Source organism: Haloarcula sp. Atlit-47R (genome assembly GCF_003665985.1).
In the GTDB taxonomy this organism is placed as follows: Archaea; Halobacteriota; Halobacteria; order Halobacteriales; family Haloarculaceae; genus Haloarcula; species Haloarcula taiwanensis.
Genome location: NZ_QPLQ01000062.1, coordinates 1 through 465 on the forward strand (window position 1 = coordinate 1; position 465 = coordinate 465).

Below are 465 nucleotides of genomic sequence, written 5' to 3' on the forward strand. Positions count from 1 at the left end.
CACCGTCGTCGCCTTCCTGGTCGACCCCGACGCGCCCGTCACACGACAGGGAGCCATCGGTCGCTGACCGCGGCCCGACGCGCCGACCGGTCCCCGCCGCGAAGCGCCGCCACCCAACACACTCTCCAACACCCCGCCCAACTCGATGCTCACAGACACCGTCGGAATCCACCACGTCACGGGAATCGTCCGCGACGCGCAGGCGAACGTCGACTTCTACGCGACGACGCTCGGTCTGCGCCTCGTCAAGCAGACGGTGAACTTCAACGAGAAGTTCACGCGTCACCTGTTTTACGGCGACGAGACCGGCTCGCCCGGGACGGCCCTGACGTTCTTCCCGTACCCCGCCGAGGAGCCGGGTCGCCCCGGAACGCCGCAGATTCGGACCGTGTCGCTCGTGATACCCCCCGACGCCGTCGACTACTGGGCCGACCGCCTCACCGACCGCGGCGTCGAAGTCGACGG

Annotated in this window: 1 protein-coding gene; it reads left to right on the forward strand. The window is 69.0% G+C overall.

The features are described from left to right. Positions 1–145 precede the first annotated feature (145 nt). The coding region (locus tag DVK00_RS20875) for a VOC family protein (RefSeq protein WP_199722520.1) at positions 146–465 on the forward strand (320 nt) is incomplete at its 3' end.